We start from the raw sequence: 26,515 nt of genomic DNA, 5'->3' as shown, positions 1-26,515 counted from the left end.
CTAGGCGGGGCTTTGTTAAGTTCGTGTTACGGTTGTTACTGAACTAGGAGCGAAGCAAAGCACCTCTAGCGCTGAAACAACGATGAGTGCTGCAGGATTTCTTCGCAGCTTATATTGCCATCGCTATCGTCATCGAAGTCGTGGTCTTCTTCTCCATTGGCGCGAAGGGCACGGAAAGTGCTGGAGTTAAGGACTCGCAGCGTAGGAATGTTTTGTCGAGCGACTTCGGTGTCGAGTTTGGTGCCAGCAAGCTCGATGTCTCTATCGATGACATAGTAATCAAGCACGACTTGGGTACTACCTTCGATGCAGCGTGAGTTGTGGATACGGCCGCGGAACAGCGGGGAGAGTTCAAACTCAGCATACACTTCGCCAGCCACTGCGGGGTCATCGCCACCGGTCGTGAAATCCAAGGTGACACCGGCTTTGCCGTCACTGTCATCGTCGCTGCCTTGCGTGCCACCAAAGAACTCAAACTTATCGGTGCTTAGGCTGCCATTTGGCGACTTTGCCACGATGCTGCTCTTGCCGGGGATCTGTACGGTTGGAAGGTAAGTCTGCAATGCGCCACCAAGGGCAATGCGGATTTCCAGAAAATCTGCAGGATCTGCTGGGCAAGTACCGATGCCCGCGGTAATGACTGAAAGATCAAGCGCGCAAATCGTGGCGATGTGATTTACCGTGGAGCCTGAGGGTGCTTCTTGAAAATCAAGTTTGATCCAAGCCGTGGCGCCGGCTACTTGGGGATTATCGGGGCAAAGGGAAATCAGAGCGTCCTGGCGTTGGGTTCCTTCAACATCCAAATCCGCGCGAACTGCCCATTGTCCGCGAATATCCACCTCGCCGGTTTCGTTACTGCATAATCCAGTTTCGGGTCCTTGTTGGTTGACGGTTGGTTCATCGCTGGGACTGTTTGCGGCGCTACAAGCAGCTAAAAAAAACAACAATCCTGGACCTAAACCATAGAAAAAACGCTTCATAACCCCCAGACACCTACGCCTGAACAAAGCTCCTGTCAAACCAAGCTTCTGTTTTTGCTTTAAAAACACCTGACACCTGAGCGATCTTCGTATAATGCAGCTCTTTTGTGGGACAGTCCTTTCATCGCCGCTGTCTTGTGGTCGCGATTTTCGACCGGTTTCTTTATCGGCCTTCTGCAGAACAACACATTTTGATTTTTGTAAGGAAAATGCGCCTGGCTGTCGAAAAGGGGATATCCCTGTGGCTGCTATTGGTTTTTGTTCCTGAGCCGGTCTTTGCCAGTCCGCTTGAGTTCGCTGGGATTGGCTCGGTTGCTGCTGCCAAAAGTTCTGCGGTCATAGCGAGTGAAACAGGTCCGGAGTCGAGCTACTACAACCCTGCCGCGCTCGCTTTTTCAGGCACGCTTCAATTGCAACTCTCTTATCAACACCTTGCCTCGAAACTAAGTTACGGAGGTCCCTACGCAGAGCAAAGCTCAGAGATCGACTTGGCCGATCTCGGCGCCTTCGCTGTTTCGGCGCCAATTACGCCTTGGCTTAGCATGGGTCTTGCGCTGCAAAGTCCGTTAAAGAGCGCGCTGTCGATAGACGCGCCCAGCATCGAAGATCCCCATTTTCCTTACTACGAAAACCGTTCCCAGCGGATCAGTCTGTTTCCTGCACTCGCGTTGCGTCCATTGCGCTGGCTTTCACTGGGTCTTGCCTTGAACTACTTTTCATCGCTCCGAGGTAGCTTGCGCACAGCCATGGGAGGCAGCCGAGCGACTGAAGCATCGCTTTCCGCGCAAGCTGAGAGCTACACGAGTTTTATTGCTGGCTTACGAGTCGTGCCTTTGAAACACTGGCGTTTTGCTCTTGTCTACCGGCATGCCTTTTCCGTGCCTTACGAAATCGTCACCGAAAACTTAGTGGGCGGCACTCCTCTCGACATTGCCATGAAAGGATATGCGTTAGCTTCGCCGCATACCCTTGAGCTTGGAGTGGCTTATCAAAACCGCTTTATCTTGGCAGAGTTTGACTTAGGTTATCAGTTCTTCTCAGTGCTACACAGCCCTTTTGTTCAAGTCGACGCGACAGTTTCCTCTATCGATCTTGGTCTTCGCATCCCTAAAAAAGTATACAACGATGCTATCTTCACTCGCGCATCGTTGAGCCTTAATCATGCGCTCAGCCAACACGATCTTTTTACGCAGCATTTTGGGTTCTCGCTCACGACTAGCATGCTTAACGAGCAGACCGGCAGGAGTAACTTGCTTGATGCGCCCAAGCTTGGCCTTTCCACTGGTAGCAGCATTCGCTTTGAAAAACTGTTCGGCCATCCGCTAATACTTAGCGCTCATGCTGCGCTAAGCTACATGCGCTCCGTTCGCTCGGACAAAGTGATTTCCTCCATTGATCAAGCTCGAGCTAATCCCAATGCGCTGGCGGATGAAGATGAAACAGTCTCGGGCATGCAGCTTAGTAATCCGGGCTACCCATACATTGTTGGCGAGGCGATTGCCTTGAGCATTGGATTGAGTGTGGCGGTGGAGTTTGAGCCATGAAGCAATTCGTCGTCCGACTTTGTGTTTGCTCTCTGGGATGGACGAGCTCTGTAGCGTGGGCTGATCCTGTTGGGGCGATTGGCTTTGCCGATCGCGGCGCAGCTCTTGCAGGCGCGATGTACGGCAGCGACGATGCGCTGAGTGCTGCGGCCTACAATCCTGCATCAGCGGCATTTGCCAAGCGAGCAAGTTTGGGACTTGGCGTTTCGATGGCAGCACCCGAGCTCACCCTCAACAATCTTGATGCTGGTCTTGCATCGACAACAGCCCTGACCGCTGCTTTGAATATTCCCATTGAACTCGGCAAGCAGTGGCGCATTGCACTAAACGGCGTGATGTATTTGCCGACTGCAGGCATCGCGCAAATCGAGCTCACTGCGCCTACCGAACTTCAAGTCGTGCTGTGGGACAATCGTCTCAGACGAGTCGCTTCAGAGTTTTGTGCGGCAGTGGCCTACAAAGACAAACTTTCGCTGGGCTTGGGCGTATCGGTGTTTGGCGGCGTGGCAGGAGACGGGCTCGATCTCAATGTCAGTACTTTACCTGGGCGCACCGAAGCTACAACGCATTTACAGGTTGATGTGCCATGGCGCTTTTCGCCTTACATGGGTCTGCTTTGGAAGGCTAAGTCTTACCTAAGCCTCGGCGTAGCTTACCGCGAGCCGCAGAAACTCGATGCTCAAATCTATGCGCAAAGCTTTGTGAGCGTGCCCGGCACCGACATCGAAGGCGATACCATTATTCGTGCAAACGGAATTGATTTTTACTCGCCGCGCTCGCTGCACCTTGCTGCATCGCTCGAGCTTGATACGTGGAGGCTCTATGCTCAACTTGATTGGCAACAGTGGTCCCAGATAAAGCAGGTAGCCAGCAATGTCGATTTACTGGTGCAGCTTGGTATCGACATCGACGCGATTTCACTTGATTTGCCAGCGCCCCATTGGAACGATGTTGTCATTCCTCGCTTGGCTCTAGAGCACCGCATCAACCTTGCGCCCACTGAGCTTGTGTATCTGCGCCTAGGCTACGCTTACATCCACTCGCCTGTTCCCGATCAAAGTGGACTCAGCAGTTTTGCCGACGCGTCCCGGCATGTGTTCGCTGGCGGAGCAGCCTATGAGTTTGAAGCGTGGCAGCGGCGCTTTTCCTTCGGACTGGCTTTGCAAGCCCAACCCCTTGTCCCAAGAACGACAATAAAAGATCCCCGTTATGCCTTTGCATCCGATTATCGCCTAAGTGGAACCGTCTTTTCGGGGTCATTGTTTATGAGAGTCGAATTGACAAAATAGTCATGAAATTTGTTAAAAAACAGACACAAGTGGCATGTTTCATGGTATTTATTGCCAATTGTGGCATCTCAGCCGATGCCAGCCAACAGGCCCCAAGTCTTGGTAGCGGTATTGCCCCCTACGAAGAAAGCGATCGCGTCGAGCTTTGCCTAGAGGGTGCTGCGCTTCAGGGACCTGTCACAAGTTCGGACATTCCGCTTGGCTTGTGCGTGCTTCAAAGCCAACGGGCACAAAGCTGCACTGAAGATACAGAGTGCTCCGGTCGTGAGGCCTGTGTTTGTGGACGTTGCGTACTTGAACTGTGTGAGTTTTCATCGGAGTGCGCCCAAGGCAGTGTTTGCGTAGGTTCGCCCAGCCGTTGTGCGCCGCGCTGCTTTGATGAAAGCGACTGCCCTGCATCTCATTTGTGTGAACAGGGTGCTTGCATACCAAGTTGCGGTGATGAAAGCGATTGCGCTTTCGGTGAGCTTTGCTTGGTGGGTCAGTGCGTCGCGCTTGGCTGTGGACACGGACCAGGCATTTGTTCTTCCAGCGAGCGTTGCGATTTGCAGCGTAGCTTTGGCACGCTCTCAAAAGCTTCTGTAAAAGAAGCAAACGATCAGCTCCTGCTTTATGCCGTATTAAGTGACGCGCAACAAAACACAGTGCTGGTACGAGGCATTGCCATGCATGCCACCCGTTTTGATCTTGAAGCGACCGAAGGTCTTGATTCACAGGTTTTTGCTTCGGATTCAGGATTAGCGTTTAATTTTTCAGATTCGCAAGTCGAAATTTACTATGCCAAAGCGGGGGAGCATGCTCTGTTTCAAAACCAATCAAGCGATGGACTGCTATTTTCAGAAGAACAAATCGTTCTGGAACCCTACACGCCGTGGCAAGGAAGCCGACTTCTTTCTCCAGCAGTTCTTAGGGTGAATCAAGAAACGTGGTTGTTTTATCTCAGCGAAGATAAACACTACTTAGGACTGGCGCGCTTTGATAACGCTGGAAGTGTTGTTCGCATAGAGGACCCAGTTTTATCCATTGAGCTTTTAAGGCAAAGCCAAGAAACGGGGCAACTCTGGCGAGAGCTTAGCTCGATGCAAGATCCCTACGCTGTTCATTTCAGCAATGCCTTCGGTCGCGATGAAGTGCGTTTGTTTTTCTCCGCCCAAGGTGGCGAGCGGCAAGGCGATGGTCCCGATGCCTTTTCCCAAAACAACGATTCGATAGGCGTAGCCTTATGGTCACTACAAAACGATGTGACGGGCATCCAGTTTACGCCTTTTGCATACAATCCTGTCCTGGCCAGACGGGGTAATCTAAAAGAACTTCCGGAACTTTCTCCCAGCGTCGTGTACTTTCAGAAGCAATGGCTTATGTACTTTAGCGACGGCTCCATCTTCCGCGTCGCTAAAAACTGAAGCACTTTGCCTTCGTCCGTGACCTTGCTTAGCTATTGCCCGAGCTCGGCAGTCTGGGACAAAGGCAAAGTGCTGCGTTTGTTGGCGCACGGCCCTTGAACCGAGATAGCGGCACGGCGCAACGAAAGAGACGCCGCCTTCTTCGATGGCGGGATCTCGGCCTGTGACCACGTACTCAGCACCGTACAATGAGGTGGTCCATGTTTTTGAAACGCTACTACGATCAAGTGGTTCAAAAAAGAGATTGTCGGTAGGACCAATACTTCCATCATCGATCCAAGACACGCGATCTTGGTCCCAAGCAAATTTGCACTGCGTAGGTGAACGGACTGCTACACTGGCTTCCGGGTCCGCTGAAACTTCCCCAATAAGATAGTAACCCACTGGACCAAAGCTACTATGTGGCTCTCCATAAGTAATACATGTTTGCTCCTCCGTAAGGACACTACTGAGGTAATTCCCAGGAACACATTTACTCATTCAACAATACGAGCTTACTGCACTGAGTGATGCGCGGGTTGAGAGTTTTAATAATTCCATGCTTGTGACTTATGAAGACTGGGTCGTCGGTGTAGCGAAGGACTTTCTTGACGCAGACCTTGCCGTCATAGGTGAGGCCAGTATCGATAGCAACACGGTCGTCTATAATTTGATCCAGTCGGATGGCAACACCCTGAGAACGAGTGGTGCTGCCAGTACGGAAGCAAGCGAAAAACCGCCGGAGATCGGCAAATCTCTTCCGGAAGTTTACAAAGTTTCACCGTAAAACTTTCCGGGTAAAAACATCCGATATAACAAAGTTCTCATGGGGTGTGGCTGTGTCGCAATAGTGCTAGCCTGCCTGCCGACAAGTCTGGTGCGCATAAACAAGCCGTCGATATTTCTTGTGGGCTCTAGGGCCTCAAGACATCTAAGCCGATTTGCTCTGCCGCGGTTGCGAGTCGGCCATCAAAGCACGCAAAAGCAGGTGCTTTGTCAGTGAGTGTCCAAAGTTTGACGCTCAGCACATCGGACTCTGTACCGCCACCTTCGTTGCACGCTTTAACTTTAAACGCCGCGTGGTTCCAGTCAAAAGTATGGACGGACACTTCCCTTGCACACTGCAAGACCTCTTCGCCAAGATCATCACCCACTTGTGCAAACTCACCAGTCCCCGCACGATCTTCAAAAAAGTTGATAGCTACTGGCGCCTTTTACAGCCTCCCAATTGAAGGTCAAAGTTTTTATGGAAGCTTGGACACTAAGCGTTGGAGCCGTGGCAGGGGGATCGACGCTAATCAACTTAGACTTGCCATCCGCCGTCTCAAAGCCCTCGGGGCATAGGCTCTTCGTCGTAAAAGCCACAAAGACGAGGCAAAATCCTACGTTGATCTTCTTATAGTTTCCCGTGCTCAGATCTACATCGTCTTTTCATTCCTACCAAAGATCATCGACCATACCAATGAATCGTTGCTAAGTATCCAAATCTTTTTTGCGATTTTTTTCCACTCGGAGGCAGCTCGAATCCGAACAGGTCGATAGTGATATCAACCCGGTGAGCTCTAAGCCACCAAGAGTTCGAGGAATAGCTATCGATAGACTCAACACAAATGCTTAAATCTCTGCTGTTTTGCCTGCTTACATTGAGCGCCTGTGCGGATGAAGAGGCGACTTCCGTTGATGACCACGGCGATGCCGGCGAGGATCCATTTTCGATACCGAGTCTCGATGTCATACTAGTCGGCGCGGGCGCCTACAACGAAACCGACACACTCGAGCTGCCAAAGGGCTTTCAGTTGGGTCAATCGATCCCAAAGGCATAGCCGCACATATCCAATGTTGTGCTACCGCAGGTGCGCTCGGCGGAGTCGCTCCGCAAACCGCCGATCGACTGCTTTATATGCGCCACTTTGGGACGCCCATCACCCCCGTCATCGAGGGCTTCAGTACCCCCGCTCCTCAGCTGGCCTTTATCTCGCCAACCGAAAGCCAACAGGTCACCAGCCCTGTGCGAGTTAACCTCAACTTGCAGAGCTGTGCATTCGGCCACATCCTTATTGAAGAATTCAACACCAGAGATGAAGTGATCCGTACTCTTGTGAACTCGCGCATCGAAAGCAATGAATGGGTGTTTGTTTTTGATCCCGGTCCAGTCCGCCTGCGCGCCCAGTTTTGCGACTACTTCGAACGCTGCACAGACCCTCAAATCCTCGATTTCACAGCCCTACCAGCGGCCTCAACCATCTATCTGCCGATTGCATTTCATTAGAGGGCAACGACAAGGGTATCGCAAGGCCTACCTTCTTACTTGCTGCAAAGCTTGCAGCTGTCGAAACAACCATTTCTTTGTATCGTTGGTGCGTATGAAAACCGCAGCATCTTGTACGTCGGCGTAGCTTTCATTGTGACTATACCTTAGTGTTGTCTCAAGATCGTTAGCGGTTTTATTAACCCAGCGGTCAAATCCTGGTATATCGTTTTTGTAATCTGGTGGAGCTGACACGGGATAGATGCTTTCCATACCAGCATTTAAGAACTCCCTGGTCACACCTAACCCATCGGATATAAGTAAGGTCGTTGGGAGGCCCATTATATTATGCTCCGGATTCGCAGCGTATTGTGAAATCGTAGCAGCTTCTTTAACCACCAGGTTCATACCATCAGCCCGACTCGTAGCCATAAGCACATCAGATAATCCCATCAAATAAAGCGCATAGAGCCAGTCATTGTAGTTGTAATAGAGAATCGGTCTCCAGGGTTGACCTACATCGTAAAACTTTGCATCACCTTCAGTATAATCAGGATGTTCTGCATACTCTTGGTTAATCTGATTGACTAAATTGATTACAGCGTCTTTGTAAGCTGCATACTCAGGAATATTTTCACGAGTTGGAATTAGGATTGATATCATACCCACGGAATATTGACCGTCTGTTTCATTTCCGGCATACAAAGTTCCGTTGTTTCTCTTTTTCTCCAACAGCGCTTGATAAGCTTTCATGCCTGCATAAACACCTTTTGCGGGGTCAAGACGCTCAGTCCGTAAAATAAGTTTATTTACTGTACTGCGATAGTATTCAATAGCAGCGATTTTTTGTTTATAGGTTGCGAGATCCTCGTCGTTGGGATTGTCGGGCAGATCTTTTCGCGCACGCGCCTCGTTGTACTTACCAATAATGTAGTCTGGATCAATCGAAATCGGATAGGCATCCACAAGCGTCAAATGGTTTTTATAGTATATCCGAATACCTTGTCCCGCATTTGGCGATGACACAACTTTGTCAGCGCCCAAAAACGCTTTAACTGTGGCCACAAAATTCAGGGCATCATCGACGGTTTGAAATCCTAGCACATCAGTGGCGAGCATCGACTCAAACATTTCAATGAACCAACTGCTTGAGTTGTTACCATTGGGAAAACTTCGACTGGCTTGGTAGAGCCAGCTATCAGCTTTCGGCCATGGAATATGCGTGAAGTGCAAGGTTTTTACGCAATCACAGCCCGTGGCTTGCAATTTTTGCTTAAGCAGCCCTGGCAGTAAATAGAGTTGGTAATCGTGCAGAATCACATAGTTTGCAGTGTCATCGCGAAGAGCAAGGTCAGCCACAGCATCCGCAAATTTCTGGTTCACGGCTTTGTACCCGTTATCCCACTTATCTTGTTCAGGCACACCAGCAAGTGGAATACCATGTTGCACAAACCACAAAAAAGGATTGGCAATGTTCTCATAATAGCCATCCACTTCGGAAACGGTGGGATGGACGTAGGCAATCTTCAACGGATGAAAGTCATCAGGGTAGCCCTGATCAACAACGGTGTTCCTGCTTGTCAAACCCGTCTTTGACACTTCGACCAGACCTTGACCATCGAGAAAATTGGCTTCAGAACCACCTTTGGCACGGGTCACCCAAGTCACCGGCGCGTATTTCAACATGCTTTTCAGGCCAGTCACCACGCCTCCTGAGCCGATGCTGGTGGAATAAAAGCCGTCATGTGAAGCATTGATCCCATAGGGAGCCCCGTCACTCGCGATGATTATGGATTTGGTCTGATTGGCAGTCAGTGAACTCGTGATGGCGTTAATTTGCTCATCTGAAACTGAGGTGTCGCGCTGCACTTGAGCGAGCGTCGTGCCCGAGATGTCTCCGACGCGCTTGACTGGCTGGCAAGCCCCAATCCACAGCAAGCCAAGGGAAAGCCCTAAAAACAGTGAAAATCTACGTCTAAGCCGCAACATGGTATATGTCTCCTGTCCCGGCGTCGTTGCAATATTTGTGCCGAGATTCATCTGCTATTTTTGGCCCAAAGCGTGCTATGTGATGAGGCCAAGAAAGCAAAACCCCAGGTCAACATACCCTAGGGCTTGGGAATTGAGACCTCACCGACTTGTCGTCAGGTATGACCACCCAACCTACCCGTTACATAGCAAGAAAAAAAAGACGATGTTTTACATTAGTCTAGGCAGCTATCATCGGTGCCCAACCTAAGGGAACCCAAGAGGTGGCGCGGCATAGTTTTTGCTTGTTCACTCATTCATTATGACGGCTCCGAACATACGGTTTTTGCTCTTACCCATGTTGGCCATGCTTCTTGCTTGCCAACCCCAAACAGATTCAGAAGCTCAGCCATTGTTGGACGACTCATCTAATGCTTATACGGCCCCGGGGCAGTCGGCTGAAAGCCCCTGTCATGTCGCCTGGGAGGCCAACCCTTTATTCTTGGGTCTTGACGGCACTATTCAGATTGGAGCGTGGTTTAATGACGTGCTTGAGCTGGGCAAAGCTTACTTCCTAGGGAAACCCTTCGAAGCCATATCCGCGCTCCTTAGGCCGCAATCTCTCGATGCAACTCTCTTTCATCAAAATGGTGAGGGTACCGAACTCGTCTTTGAAGTTGAAACAGGCATGGCGGGAGGTACCGTAAGTTGCACCTTCGGTGAACAGTGGCGACAAACTGGGGATGTTGTCTGCTTAGTGACCCATGTATCTGACGGGATTAGTTTTGCCGTAACGCTCGGCAAGGGCGGAATCGTTGAATGCGAAGATGCCCTTGCTGCTGCTGCCGCTGAGGCCACTCAAGCCGCCGGACCTGAACTTGCCGAGATTCAAGATGCCCTCCCGCAAGAAGACGAAACCATGGCCTGCGGTTGCAGCCTTACGCAAAATCAAGTTCCTGAAACAGCCAGTCCTGAAGTCGTTCGCGCGCTGATACTCGATTCCGCTGCTCGAATGGCTGCTGCATCAGCCAACAATGAAGCTCCCGAGCCGGCAACTACTGAAGCGCCCCAGTCAATTACTTCATTACCCGGTTGGGTCTGTGCCAACATCACGACTCTCTCGAAGCCGGAGGCTCTTGCAGCCAACCAACAAGGCTGCACACAGGCTGGCTTACTCTAAGCTGTCTATATTTCTCACAAACCAATTTTGCCAATCGGATGGTCTATGACATGATTGAAGCTATGCAAAAGCTGCAAAAAATATGATTTGACCACCACAAAAAGAATGTTTTTCGTATTAGGGGCTCTAGGCCCAAGACCGCAGAGCATACGCAACATCGATTTTGTATTATTGCCATCGCAAGTATAGCTGCGACAGGAGGATTGCTTTTTGGTTTCGATACGGGAGTAATTTCTGGGGATCTGAACTTCCTAGAAGAAGGCTGGAAACTAAGCCCTGCACAACTCGAATGGGTCAGCTTGTCGGTACTGTGTTAGGCGCAACGAGCAGCTGCCGCATCACCGACATATAGGGTCGAAAGAAAGTCATTTTGATCACAGCCTTCATCTTCGGCGCAGGCGTAATCATGACCGGTCTTGCACCCTCCGTCGAGTTGCTCATCGTTGGCGCATTGTCATTGGCGTCCGAATCTGCATGTCTTGATGCTTGATTGCGTATATGTGGACGGGGAGTTTTTCCCACTGCCTGCTCCCAGTGACTCGGAGCTCCTGAGGATGGCCGAGCAAGTCAGCCGCAAAGTGTTGGCATATCTCGGTGACGATGATTTTGTCCAGCCCAGCGATGATTCAGCGCTACCTTATCTTGCCGCGGGCAGTGCGCAAGGCAAGATCGCTATCGGTCATCAACAGATAAACGTGCTCGCAGCCCATGCCAAAGACCGTAGCGAAGTCATACCCGTGCCTGATGCTGCAAACAAAACTCCTCAACTCGATTTGTGGGGTGATGAGCCAGTTGAACCCAGCTCAACCCCTTGTGCCAAACTTCTCGCCAGAGTCTTCAAGAGCGATGCTTTGTTCTGCACTGCTGCCCTTGGCCGCGCCGCTACCCGCACAGCCGGAACAACGAACTTGTCGATCGACAGTGATCTTTTTACTCACACCAAAAACAGCTTCAGGCAAAGAAAGCTCTATGTTCATCTCGATGTCTTTGGGCAGAGAGGATTCCCGCTTCTTTTGAAACAAGTCGCGAAGACTGTCCATCACTTCAGTAAAATCGACGCTTTGATGGATTTGATGGCGATCAAAAGCCGCATGTCTTAAGCGGTCGTACTGTTTGCGCTTATCGGGATTCGACAGCACTTTATAAGCCTCGACGCACAAACGAGAAGCCTCGGCGCTTTGTGGGTCCTCCGGATTGCGATCTTGATGCAGGCGGGCAGCTTGCGATAGGCCCGTTTGATCTCATCAAAGGAAGCCTGGCGCTTCACTTCCAGCCATTCATAGTAATCCGCGTTTGATGGGTCCGCGTCGCGGCAAACTCTAGCATGAAATATGCAAAATGCAGCAGGATGAAAGTGTGTAAGGAATGGTGATTAGCGCATGAAATCCAGAGCTTGAACGAGGCGTCCGAGCATATCCGCGCCGTGCATCATGTTGTCGATAAGGTTATGCCACTGAACCTCTTCGCTGAGCTCCGGATCAGGCTCATCAAGAGCCTGCCCTACGCTATGGCTTTGCTCTGCTAACTGGTAGCCTGTTTGGTGTATAAGGTTGGCAACTTGCTGAAAAAGCTCATCTTGAAGGTCCTCATCTTCCATGCCTGCCAGGTAGTTTTCCAGGGCAGCCAATATGGCTTCGGCTATGGCTTCGATATTTTCAACCTCGGCGTTCATCCCCAGTTGAGCGATGATCGCCCCGGTCTCTTCGTCGATGTCGCCCAAAGCTTTGTCGATTATGTCAATCGAGCTTTGGAGATGATTCTCGTCTGGCTGCAACTCGGTGTAGTCTGCGAGCAACTCTTCAAGAACTTCGCGCGCTGAATCGAGTCGAGCTCTCTCGTGCAGTGCTTCGAATAGCTCCTGGATAAGATCGTCTAGGGCATCCGGTTCATCGCCGAGATCCATAAACGAACCATCGTCCATATACACGATCCAAAGCGCTTTAGGCTCACCCAGCACAAAGCCTTCCGCGATCGCTGTGCCGTAGCGCTGTTCTATGTCAAACAGAATCGAACTCCAATGGTGCGTGCTTTGAGCATCTTGCAGTAGATACCCCTCACGGTGATGGCGTAGCCACTCGATGAGTTCAGCCGCAACGTCCCATACCGTTTTCAGATAAGTGATAATGTTTAGCTGCGAATCGATACTCCGCACCGCACGATCGATAGCGAGCATATGTCCTGCAAACGAGCGAGCATCGAGCGAAGCGCTTTGCGCTTGGTAGTGCATCACGAGGAGTTCGGCGGCAATGATTTGCTCGGCTGAGCTGAGCTGAGAGGATTCGTAGTGCTGCAAGTGCTTGATCTGATTGCGCACCGATTCGGTGAGTGAGCTTGCCACTCGAGCAAAAGTATCTTTGCCCACTAGCGTGAATACAAACAAAGTCAGAACGGCGGCGGCCGCAGAAAAGAAGTCGAAAGAAAAAGAAAAGGTTCCCAATAGGGTTGTGATATCTGCATACGACCCAAGACACTCCTCAGCACTCTGTTGCTCGCAGAGCTCCTTATCTTCAGCGTCCGCACATCGCGTTGCGATGCAGACCATTTGATGGACGTTCACATCATAGAGCGCGGCCCCTGAAAGACTAGAGGTTTCGTCATGAGACGGACTGGCCGTACAGGCTGGAAGTTGAAGCAAGGAAAGGGCGCAGAGCGTGGAGATAAAGGGCAGGGAGAACTTGACCATAGCCGCATAGCGTTTGCAATCTCTGTACCAACAAGGGATCAAAAATTACCAAGTAAAATCATATTGGTGCTCGTGGGATTAGGCTTGCTAGCGGGTGTCCTGGACCTTTTTAGATGGGGTACACCGACACCAGCGCCAACTTGCTCGGAGCTCAGGCTTGTGACAATCAGCTATGGGGTTCGCCGTCGAAAGTGAGTTCAAATGTGGGACGATCACTGTGTTTGGCAAGGCAGAGTGCGGCAGGGGCATGAACGGCTTGATCTTTGGCTCATGGCTCAGTCACTTGGATGCAGTCGTATACAATATACAGAATTGATCCAGGCAGGATGTGTTTGAGTCAATGGCCAAGTTGCCAAAAAGAGTTGTCTACTCAACGACGGTGATCGCATTGAACTGTTGGCCTTGCCCGAGCCTCGCGACTTTGTGCCTGTTGCGAATCCCATATTAAAGCTTGATGTACGCTACGAAGACTCCGAACTGATTACGATCAACAAACCGGCGGGTATGCCATGCCTTCCTTTACGTGAGCGGCAATCCCAAACGCTTTCCAAAAAACAAGAGCAAAATGACAGCAAGTCGAGAAACGGCCGAGAACGATTCGCTTCGTGGCACCATGATCGATGAAGTCCATCGTGCTGGAGCAGCGAGTCTAGTCAAAATTCGCATTCATCGGGGCCAGCGTCATCAGGTCCGCGCCCACATGGCCGCAATGAGCTATCCCCTAGTCAATGATACGCTTTATGGTGCGCGTGAGGTGCCACACAAGAAGGGCTTTCGTTTGCACTGTGAAAAAGTTGTTCTCAGGGCGGATGCAAAGAAAAATAGGCGCGAAATCAAAGCCCCTCTTTCAGTGGCAGAACTTGCCAAGTTTGTCGTTAACTTGTCTTGAAAACGCCAAATTTGGCATGTTTTTTGGCCAAAACATGCCACTTCAAGCCCAACTCAATCGCATTACATGCGAGTTCAACACCCGCCCTCGCGAGACCCTGAACTGGTTGACCCCGGCACAGTACTTTCACTGTCGTGTTGCACTAGCCTCTTGAATTCATCTGTGTCCCAAAACTTAGGTTCCAGTTTTTTCTGTTGAGCACTCAGGTCAACAGGGTTACGAGGTGATAGCTTGGTGGTGGCCGCCGCCAGTTGAGGAGCAAAAAGCGCCTAGTGCTGGTGCTGCTTTCAGTAACGGCCGTGCCTATCTGGCTTCCGAATGACAAAGAGGGGCAGTAAAAAATTCAGCCAGCATCTGAGAAGTGCTGGCCTGCCTTAGAGCACTAAGAGTGGTTAGCGATCATCACGCTTAGTGCCGCGAGAGGCGCGGGCGCGGCCGGCGCGTTTGGCGCGATACAGAGCGCGGTCAGCAACGGTAATGAGCCGTGATGCAGGAGAGGGTTGGAGGTCTTTATCGTGTCGTGTCTCTCTAAGACAGCTGCGTAAAGTCGCAATGCCGATGGAAATTGTCATTTTAGGAAGGTTTGATCCTTCGGGGGTGGGGCCTGCAACTTGAGTTTTGATGGCGTCCAACAGCTCACGCGAGACGCCCTCGGCTTGTTTCATGGATAGGCCAGGACAGATTGCTACAAACTCATCACCACCAAAGCGAAAAACCGTGCCGCGATCACTGAGCGTATCTTGCAGTGCATTTGCCGTTCGGCGAATGGCTTCGCTTCCGTAAGGATGTCCCATACGGTCGTTGAGTCGCTTCAGCCGATCCAAATCTGCAAATAAGACGGCGACATCACCATTCGTAGCTTGAGCGGTTTTGATGTCCATCTCCAAGCGTGCACCGAGGCTACGGACATTGAGAATGCCGGTTAAAGGATCATAAAGAGCAAGTTCGTTTTGTTTGAGAATATCAACAGCGTTGAGAATGGCTCGGGAAATATAACCCGAAAAAAGCTCAACGAGTTGCATGTCGCGTTCGGAGAATGCTTTTTTACTTTTGCGTTGCACCAGAACGAGAACACCACAAATCGCACTTTCCAAACGTACCGGGTAAGCCACGAGTGATTTTCCGCTGATATCTGCGATGCCGTCCATTTGAGCGCGAAGCTTTTTCATCGTCTGATGATCGGAGCGCGCGATAATCACGCCTTTTCTATAGACTTCGCCCTCAATACCCCGCTTTTGGCTCAGTGTGCTGCCAAGGACATCGGGCGCAATATTGCCCACGACCGCGACTACGCTCAGAGGCGAGCCATCCGTGCGGCGCCTCAGTTTAGGATCATCCATTAATAGAAACGCGCCATGGCTGGGAACCAGGCGCGTGGCCATGCCCAATGTGTCTGCCAAAAAAGCCCCCATCGGCGGCGGGGTGACCACACTGTTGCTCCGTCGCTTGCGACGTAAGAATGGACGCAGCTTGTCATCGGACAACGCATAAGAAGCCATAGACCTCCAATAGTAGAAGCGATCCGAGAGATAGGCCAGAAACTGGGTAAAAACAGGGAGTTAGAGGTAGGTTGCTGTGCCATAGGCCCTTCGGAGTGAAAGGCGGTGATGGGCGATGGCGTCCCAAGTTAAGGCCTCGTAAAATGCCCCTGCAAATAGGCGGTCTTGAGTAGATGATAATTTGGCCAAAGTACGCTTTGCCATGCTGATTCAGGGGTGATAGTCTCCCGGCTCTTGAAGGGACTGCCTCAGCTTGGCTCCCGTCGCCAGCTCGCGGTATTTCCCCGATGACAGCGTCAGTTTTTTCACGAGAGTACTTGCTCTTGTTGCAAAAACTTCATCTTCCTCGGGAAAATATCAGCTTCGCTGACTCGGTTCGCCAAGCTGAGGCAGTCCCTTGACGAAAAGAAGGACAAATTGAGTAAAAAACACGCTGAAAAGGCCGAACTTTATCGGAAGATGCTTCTCATTCGTCGCTTTGAGGAAGAGGCTGCACGTGCTTATGCCCAAGGCAAAATAGGTGGCTTCTTGCATCTGTACATCGGACAAGAAGCCATTGCCGTTGGAGCCGATGCGGCCTTGCATAAAGACGACTATGTTTTTCAAACCTATCGTGATCATGGAACAGCAATCGCTCGCGGAATGACAGCTCGTGCTGCGATGGCGGAACTCTATGGCAAAGACACAGGTTGCAGTCGTGGCCTTGGTGGTTCGATGCACTTTTTCGACGTCGAGAATAATTTTCTTGGTGGCTATGGTGTTGTCGGTGGCCATGTTGCTGTTGCCGCGGGTGCAGCGTTCAAAGCAAAATACCGCAAAGAAGATCGCGTGGCGGTTTGTTTCTTTGGTGAAGGCGCGACCAACATCGGTGGTTTCCATGAAGGAGCGAGCCTTGCGGGGCTTTGGAAGCTCCCGTTGGTGCTGATTTGTGAAAACAACACCTACGCGATGGGCACGCCTTTTCATCGCACCTCACCGTCCGATACCATCACCTCAAAAGCAGCTGGCTACGGCATGGCTCACGATCGTTTTGAGGGTGGCGATGTTGAAGAAGTTCAGACACGAATTGCTGCTGCTGCTGCCAGGGCGCGTGAAGGCGGCGGTCCCACCTTGATCGAGATCATGACCTATCGTTTTCGCGGTCATTCGATGAGCGATCCAGGCAAGTATCGCAGCCGCGAAGAGCTTGAAGAACGGAAGAAGCACGATTCAGTGCATTTGTATCGCGAGCGTTTGCTCAAAGTTGGCGTCGCGGAAAATGAAATCAAAGCGCTTGAAAAAAGCGTTGAAGACGAAGTGATGGACGCAGTGCAATTCGCCGAGCAAAGCGAGCCAGCAAAAACCGAAACCATGTACAACAGTATTTACGCCCCGTAGTCGCTATGAAAACTTTACGTTACAGAGAAGCCCTCCGCGAAGCCATGATCGAAGAAATGGAGCGTGATGATTCCATCGTCCTTATGGGGGAAGAAGTAGGACATTACCAAGGTGCTTACAAAGTCACCGAAGGCATGCTGGACAAGTTTGGTGATACGCGCATCATTGATACGCCGATTGCTGAAGCAGGCTTTGCTGGCATTGGTGTTGGCGCGGCCATGACGGGCCTAAGACCTATTATCGAGTTCATGACTTGGAACTTTGCGTTTGTTGCCTTTGATCAAATTGTGCAAAACGCCGCGAAAATTTATCAAATGAGTGCTGGTGCTATCAAGGTACCCATTGTGTTTCGTGGTCCAAACGGTGCTGCACGCCAGGTTTCCTCGCAACATAGCCATGCATGTGAGCCCTTTTATGCCAACGTGCCAGGGCTTTGGGTGTGCGCACCATCGACTCCCGCGGATGCGAAGGGGCTGATGAAAACCGCCATTCGCGACAATAACCCGGTGGTGTTTCTCGAAGGTGAAACACTGTACGGCGTCAAAGGCGAAGTTCCTGAAGAAGAGGTGCTTATTCCTTTTGGTAAAGCACGCATTGCTCGCGAAGGCTCGGACCTCACAATCGTGACCTGGGGACGTCCTTACTACGAAGTGATGCAGGCGGCGGATAAGCTTGCTGAAGAAGGTATTGAGTGCGAGGTCATCGACCCACGCACCTTGAGGCCTCTTGACCATGAGAGCATTGTCGAGAGCGTGAGAAAAACAAACCGATGCATTGTTGTGCACGAGCACTGGCCCTATGCGGGTCCAGGCGCAGAAATCGTTGATCGTGTGCAGCGTGAAGCCTTTGATGATTTGGATGCTCCAGTGTTGCGCGTTGCTTCCTTGGATCTTCCCATGCCCTACGCCACCAACCTTGAAAACCTAGTGCTTCCCGATGTCGATCGCATCATCGAGGCAGCCCACAAAGTCACGTACAAAGCATAAGCTATGGCAAAAATTATTGGACTCCCAAAACTTTCTCCCACCATGGACGAGGGCACTTTAGTGCGCTGGGTCAAACAAGAAGGCGAAGCCGTTGACACCGACGACTTGCTTGCTGAAGTTGAAACCGACAAAGCGACCATGGAGTTTCGCTCTTTTGATAAGGGTGTGCTGCTGAAGCAGCTTGCCCCCGAGGGCGCGGTGCTCAGTCCCGATGAACCCGTCGCTATCATTGGCGATAAAAGCGATGACATTACGAAGTTAATTGAGGAAGCTAAGAAGCATCAACCCTCAAGCGGTGCTGCATCAGAAGCAAGCGGTTCTCAGAGTAAAGCGGCGGATAAAAGCGAAGCACAGAATCAAAGTTCAGCTCCAAGCACTTCTTCTGTCTCTCAGGCAGCGGCTCCTTCGTCTTCGGTGACGTCCAGTGGTCGCATTAAGGCATCTCCTCTGGTGCGCAAGCTTGCCAATGAGCAAGGCATCAATCTACATGGTGTAGCAGGCACAGGTCCTGGTGGCCGCATTATCAAGCGCGATCTTCAAGGCGTATCCGGAGGCGCTGGCTATCAAATCATTTCTGGTCCACCCAAAGTGGTCCCGCTTTCGCAAATGCGAAAGACCATTGCCCGCAGGCTTACGCAATCAAAACAAGAAATCCCACATTTTTACCTGACGATCGACGTTGATTCCGATGCGCTGTGGGCAGCTCGTCAACAAATCAACACAGAGCTTGAAGAACGTGGTCAAAAAGTTTCGGTCAACGACATCATTATCAAAGCCTCGGCTAAAGCCTTGCGTAAAGTCCCTGCGGCCAATGCTTCGTTTATGGGTGATAGCATTCACTATCACAATCGAGTGGACATCTCGGTGGCCGTAGCTGTGCTCGATGGCCTAGTCACACCAGTCATTCGCTCGGCAGACACCAAGCCCCTCGCCGTGATAGCGAATGAAGTCCGCGAGCTTGCAAAGCGCGCTAAAGACAAAAAGCTCAAGCCTGAAGAGATGCAAGATGGCACCTTCTCGATTTCCAACCTCGGCATGTATGGTATCGAAAGTTTTTCAGCGGTGATCAATCCGCCTGAGGGTGCAATCTTGGCCGTAGGTGCCGTAAGGCAAGAGCCGATTGCCCGCGATGGACAACTTCTTATTGGACGACGCATGCGTATGACTTTGTCCTGCGATCACCGTGTCGTCGATGGCGCTGTAGGGGCAGAGTTCCTTGCTGCTTTACGTTACTACCTTGAGCAGCCACTCGCGCTTTTTGTTTAGTGTGTCTTGAGTGTGGCTAGCACAATAGGTGGCTGTGCCCGAAAGCTTTGGCTTCGGAGGGAAAGATCTTGCCTGGGTTGAGAATACCATTGGGGTCAAAGAGTTTTTTGATGCGTTTTTGGTAGTCTATGAGCGTTTCGCTTTGCTCGAGGCCTAGATAAGGAGCTTTGAGAATCCCGACGCCGTGCTCGCCGGTAAGGGTGCCACGAAGTGCAACGACTTTTTCAAAGAGGGCCTTAATGGCTTTTTCCACTGTCGGTCGCTCCGCAGGATCATCCCACAAAAAGTTCATGTGCAGATTACCATCGCCCGCATGACCGTAGCTTGCGGTACGAATCTTAAATCGTTCACTGAGCTCTCTTCCGTAATCAACGAGGTCTCTTAGTTTATCTCGCGGAACCACAACATCTTCTGCTAATTTAAAAGCAGCTCTCTCGCGTAAGGCATGCGACATTTCTCGCCGAGCACCCCACAAACGACTGCGTTCTTGGTTGTTTTTCGCGACAAGGACCTCTATGGCACCGCATGTTTCTAAGACTGCCGCGCTTTTTTCAAGATCGCGGTCAACTTGCTGCTCTGAGCCATCGAGTTCCATAATGATCATGGCTTGGGCAGATTTGGGAATGTCCAGCGCGGCTTTGGGACGCAGTACGTCCAAGGTCTCTTGATCTAAAAATTCATAGCAGCGTGAAATGATCCCAGCGCGTCCCATGGCTGTCACTGAGTCGAGAGCCGAGCTATTGTCTTTGAAGAACACCGCCAGTGTTACGATTTTTTCGGGTAGGGCTAAAAGCTTGAAGGTTGCTTCAGTAATAACGCCAAGTGTGCCCTCGCTGCCTACGAGCAAGGCGGTTAAATCATATCCGGTCACGCCTTTTAGAGTGCGTTTACCTAAAGAAAGTATTTCCCCTGCTGCGGTGACTACTTGCATGCCAAGGACGTAGTCGCGAGTGACGCCATACTTGAAGGCGCGGGGGCCGCCGGCATTTTCTGCAATGTTTCCACCGAGCATGCAGGAATCAAGCGAGTTTGGATCGGGCGGATAAAAAAGAGCTTCGTTCTCAACGCTACGTTGCAATTCTCCAGTGATCACACCAGGTTCCGCCACGCAAATAAAGTTATCTCTATCGATTTCCTTGATCTTCTGCATGTGCTCGACACTGAGCACGATGCCTCCGGCTAGTGGCACTGCGCCACCGGTACGTCCCGTGCCAGCTGCACGAGGAGTGACCGGGATGCGATAGTGATTGGCGATACGTAAGGTTTCAGCAATGTCTTGAGCAGAGCGAGCTCGCAGGACAGCATCGGGTTGATGAGGTTCCGCTTCGCTGGTATCAATCGCATAGCTTTCAAGTACGTCGCTATCAGTGATGATCTGATCCGATTTTAATTTTTTGCCGAGTTCAATAAGAGCGGCATCCATGTTTTTATTTAGCGCAGACAGAGTCATGGTGTTGACGGGTGGTCGTTGTACTCTTTGTTTTTGGATTTAGCGTCAAGCAAACGACTAAGCAAGCGCAAAAAACTCTCGCCTACTCCCAGTGCCATATAGGCCCCGAGGAGCCATATCAATGTGACACTGATGTGATAGCGTAGGGCAAGCAAAATTCCTGGGATGATGGCAAAGAGTACGAGGGCAACGCTCTGCGCGTTCAGTTTCAGATCTTTGAAAGACCTAAAACGCAGCGTGCTTACCATGAAAAACGATAGAGCCAGGACGAGCACCATGACGAAGACGGGTGAGCCGGGAAAGGGAAGATCCAGTGCGTGGTTTGCAGCAACCAGAGAAACTAAGATCCCGGCTGCCGCAGGTATGGGAAGCCCTAGGGTGTAGGCTTTGGGTTTATTCGGTGCACCAACTGGGCTAACGGCTAGGACGTTAAAGCGAGCCAGGCGCAATACACCAGCAGCTAGAAAACAAAAGCTTACGAACACTCCGAGGCCTGCAAGTTGGTGAAGGGACCATCGGTACACAAGTAACGAAGGCGCCAGTCCAAAGGAGATGACATCGGCCAACGAGTCAAGCTGAACACCTAGGCTACTTTGTGTCCGTGTGAGCCTTGCCACGCGTCCATCGAGGGTATCAAGAAACATCGCAAGCACGATGAATACAGTTGAGCGATAAAAGTCATCGGAGTTGTTTGCCTCGGCCACGATGATTGACGCGTAGAAACCGCAAAATACGCTTGAAAGCGTAATTAAGTTTGGGACGAGAAAAAGACTTTTGCGAAGCTGAAAACGCATGATTTAAACTTTTTTGCGATACGGATCCAGCGCATCAAGGACATCTTGAAGCTGCTGCCTTGATACGCTAACTCGAGTGGGCATACCACCGGATAAGCCTAGTAAACGTAGCAGATTAATACCACTGTCAAAACGCGCAGCGGCTGTGACAGTATGAGCATCGTAGACGATCGAAATAGCGGCTTTTTGCTGTCCAAGTAAAAGCAGCCAGGTCTTGTCGTAAGGAAGGTTGCTTTGCGTTGTGTCGACCACAGCCACCTCACCGCTAATTTGGTAGCGCTGAGCCAAAGCTTCCGATTGCTTTTCCATGGCAGCAAGGTCGGTTGCGGCCTCTTCGATCGTTCGAAAACTTACCCTGTCCTCAGCACCATGAACAAGATAATCCACAATGACGTCTTTGAGAGAATTGTCGCGTGGATGAGCACGAAGTGCGCGATCGAGCAGCATCCCTTGCTCGCTTGCTTTGCCTAAACGCGTGTCGATGGCCCATGCATCGTGATCGGCTCCTGCGTAAGGCTCTTTTCCTCCACGAATCCATTTGGCGGCGGCGCACAAACCATCAAAATCAACGTGGCAACAGATGGTATCGGGTTGACCATACTGCTCGACGAGCTCCTCGGTAATCATTTCAGGACAAGCGCCGTGTTGAGCTTTACTTCGCAGGAAAAAGCGCGGATTTTCTTCGTACTGAACATGTAAATCGTGATCGTGATGATCGACCCAGAGCAGCAAGCGGTCACCGAGTCCTTCAATGAAGGGACGCGTGACTTTGTTAAAGCTGGCGCCGCCTACCTCGGTGGCAAAGGCAATATCGAGCACCACAACGCTACCATCTAAACTTTTAGGCTTAGGTAGCTTGCGTGGAGTGCCGTAGGCTAAATCTGGCGTGACCATCTGGCGGATGATGCCAAAATTGGCATGAAATTACTACGATCATGCCAACTTTGTCTGGACGCTAAGTCTGTTTTATCTTCTAGGGATCAGTGTGTGGGTTTTGAGAGCTGGATTGCATGCTGTTTCGGATAGGCCAGTCCCGGAGCTGATGATGTATCGGTGAGTGCGTTTCTCGTCGACCATACCGAGTGCGCTAGCTGAAAGTAACAGTAGGAATTCACTTACCTTTATCACACAAATCGCATGGCTTTAGGGTCAATCGACGTTTGACCGGCTTTGAATCGCGTCCTATAGTTATAGTGCTAGTCTGTCGATACCGTGCTTAATTTTAGAAATACTTTTCTTGCCTTGATAGTAACTTTGGGAGCCTCCTGTGGTGGCTCAGGCTCAGAAGACACCGGAGACGCTGATATTTTACAAGATCAGGGACCTCCGATTAAAGCATGTGATCCGACGACTACTTGTGAAGAGCAAGGCGCGGTATGCGGTAAGATTTTCGATGGCTGCAAAGACATCTCGTGCGGTGCCTGTGAAGATAGCAGCATGATTTGTGTAAGCGGCCAGTGCGAGTGTCCCGAAAGTGGCAATGAGTGCGAAGGTCGTTGTGGTGAAATCTTCGGAGCTTGCCTTCCGGGAACCAGTGCGACCGAAACGATAAACTGCGGTGGATGTACTAACGAAAATCAAAATTGCTCGCCTTTCACCAACAAATGTGTCTTTGCAATCCTTACTTTACGCAGGAACAATGTGACGGCGAAGCGACGGACTTTGCTTGTGCTTACTATGAATGTCCGACAGATTCTCGGTTTTATCAATGCGCTATCGCGGGGAGCATCGGTAGCGCATACGATGTGTGCAGCCTTTGCAACAACCATAACTTCCAGGCTTGCGAAAGCGACGACCGTTGTGCCTATTACTATTGTGCAAATGCATGTCGAGTAGAAGGCACAGACCTTTGCGAAGTATGTCCAAGCGACTCGTCGTGTAACCCATGACTATGAAGGAGTACAACACACTATGAAGACCCGAGGATTTATTTCTAGGCTGCTTCTTGTGCTGCTTTGGGCTTGTTCAGGTTCCGATAAAGCCAGCGATGCTGGAGCAGATGTTATATTCTTTGATACGCCGGATTTTCCTCTTTCCGATGGCAGTCTATCGTCTGACAGCGACACGCCCAGTACAAGTTGCAGCAACTACACGGAACTGTCCAGCAATCTTCTGACAAACTCAGGCTTCGAAGCTGAAGCGGCTAACTGGACGGTATGGGAAAAGAACACAGCTTCAGGCAGCGCTATCGCGGATCTGTCGGCCAGCGTCGGCATGCCTTACTACAGCGCACCATTTGACGGTAGCTATTATGCACATATGCGACTCGCAGGTGATGGGTATCTTACAGGCTTCTATCAAAGCATTAGCTTGCCTGAAAACACCGTGGCGCTACGTTTTGAAGGCCGGCGCATCGTCAAAACAGAAGACACCAGCGGTAGCCACAACGTGACAGTGCGCACCCAGCTTAGTGCGGCGATACAAGACAATACGGACGAAAATAGCATGGAGCTTGATTTTATATCCCAACTCTCGCCCACTCCTGTGACGATGGTCGGAGCCAACGAGGCCTACGATTGGTACTTTTTTACAGGACCTTTGGTTGAGCTCCCCGATTTTTGGAAAAACATGCCTCCGGAGACAATCTATTTTCGTATCATTGCAGAGGCAGGAGCAGCCGTTGCGACAACCGGTACCACCGATTTTCAGCTCGATTATCTATACCTGCGTGCCTTCTCCTGCGCCGACTAAGAGCATCCTCTAGCGCTCGTAAAAAAACTCATTCAATAGGCGTAGCGCAAGCTATCGGTGTTAATGTCAATGTAAGCGACATGGGGTGCGCCTGCTTGATCGAGAGCCAAGGCAGCAGCAGCAACGGTACTTGAAGAAACAAGCGGTTGTGTGCCCCAGACACCACCAAGGTCGAGCACACCGAACTGTGTTGTTCCTGTAGCGTACGGTGTGCGATACAGCGCATAGGCTATGCCAGCGTTATCGACAACAATGAAAGGCCGTACTTCAGGATCGATGTGGCTATTTTCGGCGATAACTAGGTAACTCCAGCTCGCATCGTTTTCGGCTTTGATTACGTGTCCCACATGCTTGGCGAACACATCGCTGTAAATCAAGTGCAGCTTTTTTTCACTATCGAGAAACAAATCAAAAGAAATATCGGCAGCGCTTACTCCATCTTCCCAACTTACAATCGTTTCAGGCGCTTCCCAGCTATCGCCATTGCGCATAATGTATTTGAGTTCGCCTTGATGCTTATTGCCGCGAGTGTAATCAAAATACACGATGTGGCCTTTACTGTCGCCACGTTGCCAACGCATCGCGACAAAAGCCCCTGCTTGACTCAACAGTCCTTCGGTAATTTTAGAACTCGACCAAGAACCACCTGTGTTGCTGGCAAATCTTAAACTATGACCTTCGCCGCCGTTGGCAGGATCGTAGTAAGCAATGCGTGGTGTATCGTCACCCGCAAAGTCCAAGCCAGGGCCACCATTGCTAGTTGCTACAAGTTCGGGCCCGTTCCAGTTGCCATCGCTGTCACGCAAGGCGTATTTTATCTCGCCGCCTGCCAAATAGGCCACATGAATACGGCCTTGGCTATCCGCTCTGCTTACGACGTGGCTTACCAAGCTGTCTGTGCCCACTGCGGTCACAATATCCCAGTCTGCGGGCTTATACACATGGCTCAACGCAGCGCCTTTTTCCTTGGTAAAGATCACATGGGGCACATCGTCTGGATCAACTACCAAATCAACTGAGGCTTGCGCTGGCCAGGTATCCAAGCCATTGGTATCCGCAGCTTTTTCCTTGTTTTCCAAAAAAGCGCAGCAAGCATTGTCGCAAAACGCGTAGCCGTTGGAGCAGCCAGTTATTACGCAGCGACCATCATCGCTGCAGCTAAATGCGTTGGCGCCACTCTGCGTCGGGCACTCCACGCAAAACTCACCACAGAGCAAGTGGTTGTCGGGACAGCCTCCGTCAATGTTGGGTGTGATGACAACTCCGCCATCTCCGCTCTCTTTAGAGCCACCACAACTGCTCGCAAAGCACAAAAGGAGCATGACAAAAGTACGGCAAGCTTTTGATGGACCATACGACATCAGGGGCATTCTCCTTGGCCGTTGCAACCAGGCGCAAGCAGTATGGCCGTCCTTTTTTTCAGTACTAGTTTTTCCGGCAATGCTCCGCTATCTGATCTCTTCCCCACCGTGATCAAATAGGTCGTGTCTTGGCAGAGATTGCATAGTTTTGCCTCCGTTGGCACGATTTCTCGTTCACACTTCAAGTTGGGACCGGGACACGCATCTGGATCGAAGCGAAAGACGCCAACGGCTACGCCTTCGTCAACCGAAAAGATATGCTGTAGGTTGCCAGTATTTTCGTCCGTATTGACCCACTTGAATACGACTTCACTGTCCTCCGAACAGCCGTAGCTTCCGCTTCCATAGCCATCAAGAGAAAACTCAACTATTTCTTCATTTAGGGGAGGGACCGGCGTAAACGTGATAGGAATGGCAGTCTCACACGTTTCTCCAGCCTTAACCACCGCGCAGCTCCCTTGCTGGCAATTCTCGCCTTCGTTGCAAGCAAGGCCGCAGCCGCCGCAGTTTGCGCTGTCGCTATTAATCGAGGTGCAGCTCTCGCCGCACACTTGAAATCCAGCGAGACTATCGCACTCACACTGAGCAAAATCGCAACGCTCGTGGGCGCCGCAAACCACGCCGCAACCGCCGCAGTTGTTGTTATCGGTGCTGGTGTCAACGCATTCACCAAACTGCCCACACGCTTGGTAGCGCTCACCTAAGCCGTCGCAGCCTCCGCCAATGATGAGCCCGGCATCGAGATCGGTCGACGAGCCTGAGTCTTTTGAGCCAACACCACTATCGCCACCGCGGGGGTCGACGACGGTGTCACCACATCCGCTTACAAAACCGGATAGAAAAACCACAATAATAAGAATAAGATGCATTCAGCTTAGTCTGTCTATTGTACTACGATTAGGGCATTTGTCGACCAAAGTGGCGAGTT

General features: G+C 51.0%; 25 protein-coding genes. 13 read left to right on the top strand and 12 right to left on the bottom strand.

Features of this window, described 5'->3' with window-relative positions; all coding sequences use genetic code 11:
• Positions 1 to 65: 65 nt before the first annotated feature.
• A complete protein-coding gene (locus IPJ88_02670) occupies positions 66 to 980 on the bottom strand; it encodes a hypothetical protein (GenBank protein ID QQR90663.1) in 915 nt (304 codons plus the stop codon).
• A gap of 209 nt (positions 981 to 1,189) precedes the next feature.
• Between IPJ88_02670 and IPJ88_02665 the strand changes: the two genes are divergently transcribed.
• From IPJ88_02665 to IPJ88_02650, 4 genes are all read left to right on the top strand, one after another.
• A complete protein-coding gene (locus tag IPJ88_02665) occupies positions 1,190 to 2,524 on the top strand; it encodes a hypothetical protein (protein ID QQR90662.1) in 1,335 nt (444 codons plus the stop codon).
• Positions 2,521 to 3,813: an outer membrane protein transport protein gene (locus IPJ88_02660; protein QQR90661.1), complete on the top strand. Its 1,293-nt coding sequence runs from the start codon at positions 2,521 to 2,523 to the stop codon at positions 3,811 to 3,813. The genes IPJ88_02665 and IPJ88_02660 overlap by 4 nt, the downstream gene beginning before the upstream one ends.
• Before the next feature lie 2 nt (positions 3,814 to 3,815).
• Positions 3,816 to 5,216 (top strand): hypothetical protein, encoded by a 1,401-nt coding sequence (locus IPJ88_02655; GenBank protein ID QQR90660.1) that lies wholly within the window; start codon positions 3,816 to 3,818, stop codon positions 5,214 to 5,216.
• Positions 5,217 to 5,754: 538 nt separating this feature from the next.
• Entirely contained in the window at positions 5,755 to 5,982 is a 228-nt protein-coding gene (locus tag IPJ88_02650) for a hypothetical protein (protein QQR90659.1), read from the top strand.
• Positions 5,983 to 6,109: 127 nt separating this feature from the next.
• Here the strand turns inward: IPJ88_02650 and IPJ88_02645 are convergent, their stop codons facing one another.
• The gene (locus tag IPJ88_02645) at positions 6,110 to 6,349 is read right to left on the bottom strand and encodes a hypothetical protein (GenBank protein ID QQR90658.1); all 240 of its coding nucleotides are present in this window, start codon (positions 6,347 to 6,349) and stop codon (positions 6,110 to 6,112) included.
• A gap of 456 nt (positions 6,350 to 6,805) precedes the next feature.
• Here IPJ88_02645 and IPJ88_02640 point away from each other — a divergent pair, with 456 nt between their 5' ends.
• Together IPJ88_02640 and IPJ88_02635 are read left to right on the top strand one after the other, a co-directional pair.
• Positions 6,806 to 7,018, top strand: a complete 213-nt coding sequence (locus IPJ88_02640) for a hypothetical protein (GenBank protein ID QQR90657.1) — start codon at positions 6,806 to 6,808, stop codon at positions 7,016 to 7,018.
• A gap of 77 nt (positions 7,019 to 7,095) precedes the next feature.
• Positions 7,096 to 7,464 carry a hypothetical protein gene (locus tag IPJ88_02635; GenBank protein QQR90656.1) on the top strand — a complete coding sequence of 123 codons (369 nt, stop codon included), beginning with the start codon at positions 7,096 to 7,098 and terminating at the stop codon, positions 7,462 to 7,464.
• A gap of 27 nt (positions 7,465 to 7,491) precedes the next feature.
• Here the strand turns inward: IPJ88_02635 and IPJ88_02630 are convergent, their stop codons facing one another.
• Complete coding sequence (locus tag IPJ88_02630; GenBank protein QQR90655.1) at positions 7,492 to 9,483, bottom strand: trehalose-6-phosphate synthase; 1,992 nt, start codon at positions 9,481 to 9,483, stop codon at positions 7,492 to 7,494.
• 250 nt (positions 9,484 to 9,733) lie between these two features.
• Between IPJ88_02630 and IPJ88_02625 the strand changes: the two genes are divergently transcribed.
• Entirely contained in the window at positions 9,734 to 10,591 is an 858-nt protein-coding gene (locus IPJ88_02625) for a hypothetical protein (GenBank protein QQR90654.1), read from the top strand.
• A gap of 294 nt (positions 10,592 to 10,885) precedes the next feature.
• On the opposite strand, the gene IPJ88_02620 is transcribed toward IPJ88_02625, so the two are convergent.
• The 3 genes from IPJ88_02620 to IPJ88_02610 form a co-directional block, all read right to left on the bottom strand.
• Entirely contained in the window at positions 10,886 to 11,032 is a 147-nt protein-coding gene (locus IPJ88_02620) for a hypothetical protein (GenBank protein QQR90653.1), read from the bottom strand.
• 362 nt (positions 11,033 to 11,394) lie between these two features.
• Complete coding sequence (locus IPJ88_02615) at positions 11,395 to 11,802, bottom strand: DnaJ domain-containing protein (protein QQR91945.1); 408 nt, start codon at positions 11,800 to 11,802, stop codon at positions 11,395 to 11,397.
• A 161-nt stretch (positions 11,803 to 11,963) separates the two neighbouring features.
• A complete protein-coding gene (locus IPJ88_02610) occupies positions 11,964 to 13,274 on the bottom strand; it encodes a hypothetical protein (GenBank protein ID QQR90652.1) in 1,311 nt (436 codons plus the stop codon).
• Positions 13,275 to 13,839: 565 nt separating this feature from the next.
• Here IPJ88_02610 and IPJ88_02605 point away from each other — a divergent pair.
• Complete coding sequence (locus IPJ88_02605) at positions 13,840 to 14,163, top strand: hypothetical protein (protein QQR90651.1); 324 nt, start codon at positions 13,840 to 13,842, stop codon at positions 14,161 to 14,163.
• A gap of 392 nt (positions 14,164 to 14,555) precedes the next feature.
• Here IPJ88_02605 and IPJ88_02600 read toward each other — a convergent pair whose 3' ends face one another.
• A complete protein-coding gene (locus tag IPJ88_02600; GenBank protein ID QQR90650.1) occupies positions 14,556 to 15,662 on the bottom strand; it encodes a GGDEF domain-containing protein in 1,107 nt (368 codons plus the stop codon).
• A 459-nt stretch (positions 15,663 to 16,121) separates the two neighbouring features.
• Between IPJ88_02600 and pdhA the strand changes: the two genes are divergently transcribed.
• Genes pdhA through IPJ88_02585 form a run of 3 tightly spaced genes read left to right on the top strand, consistent with a single transcriptional unit; the run spans position 16,122 to position 19,291 of the window.
• Positions 16,122 to 17,039 carry a pyruvate dehydrogenase (acetyl-transferring) E1 component subunit alpha gene (gene pdhA / locus IPJ88_02595; protein ID QQR91943.1) on the top strand — a complete coding sequence of 306 codons (918 nt, stop codon included), beginning with the start codon at positions 16,122 to 16,124 and terminating at the stop codon, positions 17,037 to 17,039.
• Positions 16,976 to 18,025: a pyruvate dehydrogenase complex E1 component subunit beta gene (locus IPJ88_02590; protein QQR91944.1), complete on the top strand. Its 1,050-nt coding sequence runs from the start codon at positions 16,976 to 16,978 to the stop codon at positions 18,023 to 18,025. Before pdhA ends, IPJ88_02590 begins: the two co-directional genes overlap by 64 nt.
• 3 nt (positions 18,026 to 18,028) lie before the next feature.
• Entirely contained in the window at positions 18,029 to 19,291 is a 1,263-nt protein-coding gene (locus IPJ88_02585) for a pyruvate dehydrogenase complex dihydrolipoamide acetyltransferase (protein ID QQR90649.1), read from the top strand.
• Positions 19,292 to 19,307: 16 nt separating this feature from the next.
• Here the strand turns inward: IPJ88_02585 and IPJ88_02580 are convergent, their stop codons facing one another.
• Genes IPJ88_02580 through IPJ88_02570 form a run of 3 tightly spaced genes read right to left on the bottom strand, consistent with a single transcriptional unit; the run spans position 19,308 to position 22,429 of the window.
• Positions 19,308 to 20,741: an FAD-binding protein gene (locus IPJ88_02580; protein ID QQR90648.1), complete on the bottom strand. Its 1,434-nt coding sequence runs from the start codon at positions 20,739 to 20,741 to the stop codon at positions 19,308 to 19,310.
• The gene (gene pssA / locus IPJ88_02575) at positions 20,738 to 21,535 is read right to left on the bottom strand and encodes a CDP-diacylglycerol--serine O-phosphatidyltransferase (GenBank protein ID QQR90647.1); all 798 of its coding nucleotides are present in this window, start codon (positions 21,533 to 21,535) and stop codon (positions 20,738 to 20,740) included. Before pssA ends, IPJ88_02580 begins: the two co-directional genes overlap by 4 nt.
• A gap of 3 nt (positions 21,536 to 21,538) precedes the next feature.
• Complete coding sequence (locus IPJ88_02570; protein ID QQR90646.1) at positions 21,539 to 22,429, bottom strand: hypothetical protein; 891 nt, start codon at positions 22,427 to 22,429, stop codon at positions 21,539 to 21,541.
• 318 nt (positions 22,430 to 22,747) lie between these two features.
• On the opposite strand from IPJ88_02570, the gene IPJ88_02565 reads away from it, so the two are divergent.
• Together IPJ88_02565 and IPJ88_02560 are read left to right on the top strand one after the other, a co-directional pair.
• Positions 22,748 to 23,371, top strand: coding sequence for a hypothetical protein (locus tag IPJ88_02565; protein ID QQR90645.1), 624 nt, complete (start codon positions 22,748 to 22,750; stop codon positions 23,369 to 23,371).
• 75 nt (positions 23,372 to 23,446) lie between these two features.
• Positions 23,447 to 24,226, top strand: a complete 780-nt coding sequence (locus IPJ88_02560) for a hypothetical protein (GenBank protein ID QQR90644.1) — start codon at positions 23,447 to 23,449, stop codon at positions 24,224 to 24,226.
• A 32-nt stretch (positions 24,227 to 24,258) separates the two neighbouring features.
• Here the strand turns inward: IPJ88_02560 and IPJ88_02555 are convergent, their stop codons facing one another.
• Both IPJ88_02555 and IPJ88_02550 read right to left on the bottom strand, forming a co-directional pair.
• Complete coding sequence (locus IPJ88_02555; GenBank protein QQR90643.1) at positions 24,259 to 25,596, bottom strand: hypothetical protein; 1,338 nt, start codon at positions 25,594 to 25,596, stop codon at positions 24,259 to 24,261.
• Complete coding sequence (locus tag IPJ88_02550) at positions 25,587 to 26,456, bottom strand: hypothetical protein (GenBank protein QQR90642.1); 870 nt, start codon at positions 26,454 to 26,456, stop codon at positions 25,587 to 25,589. Before IPJ88_02550 ends, IPJ88_02555 begins: the two co-directional genes overlap by 10 nt.
• Positions 26,457 to 26,515 lie beyond the last annotated feature (59 nt).

The organism is Myxococcales bacterium, assembly GCA_016699535.1.
GTDB lineage: Bacteria > Myxococcota_A > Polyangia > Polyangiales.
Note: the sequence above shows the minus strand (reverse complement) of the source record. Positions and strands in the feature narration are given on the sequence as shown.